Here is a 3,164-nt window from a genome sequence, read left to right on the forward strand (position 1 = left end):
GCCTCCGCCGCACCCGCGGTGACGCCCGCGGCCGCCCGTCCGCCCGCCCCGGGACCCGGCGGGCACGCGCGCGTGGCACCCCGTCTGACCGTCCTGCTGGAGGTGCTGCGCCGGGGATGGGAGCCGGACCGGTGCGACTGGTCGGTCTCCCTGGCCCGCCCCGACGGGGACGTGCTGCGGCTGCACGAGGCCGAGCGCACCCCGGTGGACCGGCTCCCGGCCGAGGCCGCCGGGCCGCTCGCGGAGGCCTTCCGCCGCTGCGACGCCCCCGGCCGTCCCGCGCCGCTCCAGGCGGCCCTGCCCCACCTGCTGCTCGGACTGCCCGTCGACACCTGGCAACTGCGGTCCGAGGAGCCGCCGTTGGGAGCGCAGCGCCCGGTCGTGGTGCGCTGCTCGGACCGCGACCAACTGCCCGACGACGGCGAGTACGACCTCCAGGACGCCGCCGACGACCACCACGAACGGCACGACCGCTGGCGCTGGCTGCACCTGCACGACGCCCGCGCGGAGGTCCTGGACTGCGAGGACGGCGTACGACAGCCCGTGCCGGCCCTGTCGGACCTGCGGGGCCTGGCCCACCGCACCGTCCCGGTGCTGTGCCGCTACGGCGACCACCGCTACGAGGACGACGCGGCGGCCCTGGCCCGCATCGTGCACGCCGGCTTCGGCGTGGCCCTGTGGCGGCGCCGCCCCGGCCGCCCGGACGACGTCTGCGGGGAGTTCCACCGCGGGGCGCGCAAGGCCGTGGACGACGGCGGCAGCACGGTGCTGCTGCCCGACGTCGTGCACGACGTACGCGCGCGCCTGCGCGCCGGACTGACCGACGCCTTCTGGGCCGAGGGGATCGCCCTCTACTACGACGACCCGCACCAGCCCCTGCCCGGCACCGGAGACCTGCTGGAGGCACCTTGAGGAGGCCGTCGCGCGCTCTCCGGCCCCCTTACCACGCCCCCAGAGGGTCGATACGGTGATGCACGTTCGACGGCCGCCATGGACGAGTGACGACGAGGACCGGACCATGACCGATTCCAATGAGTGGCTCATCTACCGAGGCGCCGGCGAACCCCACGACGGGATAGACCGGTTGCCGGCCCCACCGCCCTGGCGCGACTTCTCCGGCCGGGACTCCGGCGCCCCCGGAGACGGCTCCCAGGACCGCCGGCTCGGCGCCAACCGCCACCTGGCGGAGCTGCACCGGCCGGGCGCCGAGGAACTGGAGATGATCAACGCGGCGCTGTATCTGCGCCGTCCGCTGCTGGTCACCGGCAGCCCCGGCGCGGGCAAGAGCACCCTGGCCCACTCGGTGGCCTACGAACTGGGCCTGGGCGAGGTGCTGCGCTGGTCCGTCGTCAGCCGCTCCACGCTCCGCGACGGGCTGTACGAGTACGACGCCATCGCCCGGCTGCAGGACGTGCAGATCGCCGCCCAGGGCGGGTTCGGCGGCGCCGCCGGCAGCCCCGGGGCCGTGGAGAGCATCGGCAGCTACATCCGCCTCGGCCCGCTCGGGACCGCCCTGCTGCCCTCCGACACCCCGCGCGTGCTGCTCATCGACGAGCTGGACAAGAGCGACATCGACCTGCCGAACGACCTGCTGAACGTGCTGGAGGAGGGCGAGTTCGAGATACCCGAACTCCAGCGCATCGCCGACCGGTTGCCGGACGGCGAGGCCGAGGTGCTCACCGCCGACGGGGTCAAGGTGCGGGTGCGCGACGGCCGGGTGCGCTGCCGCGCCTTCCCGTTCGTCGTCCTCACCAGCAACGGCGAACGCGACTTCCCCGCCCCGCTGATGCGCCGCTGCATCCACCTGGAACTGGACCGCCCGGACCACAACCGGCTCGCGACCTTCGTCCGGGCCCACCTCGGCGCCGAGGCGGCCCGCGCCGGCGACGACCTCATCAACCGCTTCCTGGAGCGCTCGCGCAGTGAACTCCTCGCCGCGGACCAGCTGTTGAACGCGATCTATCTCACCGACGCGGCCGCGCCGCCCAGCCGCGACCGGCTCGCCGACCAGCTCATCCAGCGGCTCGACCGTCCGAGGTGAGGCGCTGATGCCCGACGCGACCGCACGCCACGGTCCCAGCGGCCACGGCCCGGCACCCCAGGACGGCCCCCGCACGCCCGGGGACACCCCCGCGGCGGACGGCCGTGACCCGATCGCCGAACTCGTCGCACGGCTGCGGCAGATCGGCCTGGACCCCGACGCGGAAGGACTCAGCGACGCCCTCTGGCTGGCCCGTTGGTCCCGGCCCGCGGACGGCCGGGACGAGGACGATCCGCCCACGCCCGGAGGGGAGGGGCCGGGACGGCCGGACGAGGGCGTCTCCGGCCAGGGCTCCGCGCCGTCCGCCCCGGACGCGGCCGCCCCCCGGCCGCCCGATCCACCGCCCTCCTACGACACCGGGGCGGCCGGACGCGTCGCCCTGTATCCGCCCTCTCGCGGCGACGCGGCACGCACGCGTGCGTCGCGGCACGCCTCGGCGCTGCCGGTCGGCGTGCCCGCCGCCCCCGTGCTGCCGTCCCCGCTCGAACTCCAGCGCGCCTTACGCCCGTTGCAGGGCTACCGCAGTGCCGCCCCGCCGCTGCGCCGCACCCTGGACGAGACCGCGACGGCCGAACTCAGCGCCCGCGCGGGCGGCCTGGTGATGCCCGTGTACCGGGCCGTGACCCGCGGCGACACCCGGTTGCAGCTCGTCCTGGACGCCTCGCCGTCGATGCGCGTGTGGGACCGCATGTTCAGCGAACTGGAGCAGGTCTTCGCGCAGTTGGGCGCCTTCGGCGACGTGCAGGTCTGCCATCTGCACGAGAGCCCGGACGGCGAACCCGTGGTCTCCCGCAGCCTCGACGCGCACGCGGCCCCGCTGCACGCGGCGGACCGGCTCAGCGACCCGACCGGACGCCGCATCACCCTCCTGGTCAGCGACTGCGCGGGGCCGCTGTGGCGCAGCGGCGGCGCGCACCGGCTGCTGCACCACCTGGCCCGGCAGGCCCCGGCGGCCGTCCTGCAACCCCTGCCGCAGCGCCTGTGGACCCGCACGCGGCTGCCGGTGACCTACGGCGACCTCACCCGCGGCGAGACGCTCGGCGGAGCCGCCGTGCTGCGGGTGCGCACACCGGTCGGCGCCCCCGCCGAACCGCGCCGCGGACTGCCCGTGCCGGTGCTGCCG

3 protein-coding genes are annotated in these 3,164 nt (G+C 76.0%); all 3 read left to right on the forward strand.

Annotated elements, in window-relative coordinates:
• Positions 1-912 (forward strand): VMAP-C domain-containing protein (locus M8J74_RS43860; protein ID WP_443744585.1); only part of this gene is annotated, 912 nt, incomplete at its 5' end.
• A gap of 106 nt (positions 913-1,018) precedes the next feature.
• A complete protein-coding gene (locus tag M8J74_RS43865) occupies positions 1,019-2,041 on the forward strand; it encodes an AAA family ATPase (protein ID WP_058923267.1) in 1,023 nt (340 codons plus the stop codon).
• 7 nt (positions 2,042-2,048) lie between these two features.
• Positions 2,049-3,164 (forward strand): SAV_2336 N-terminal domain-related protein (locus M8J74_RS43870; protein WP_283949334.1); only part of this gene is annotated, 1,116 nt, incomplete at its 3' end.

The organism is Streptomyces panaciradicis (assembly GCF_023516615.1).
GTDB classification, from domain to species: Bacteria; Actinomycetota; Actinomycetes; order Streptomycetales; family Streptomycetaceae; genus Streptomyces; species Streptomyces panaciradicis.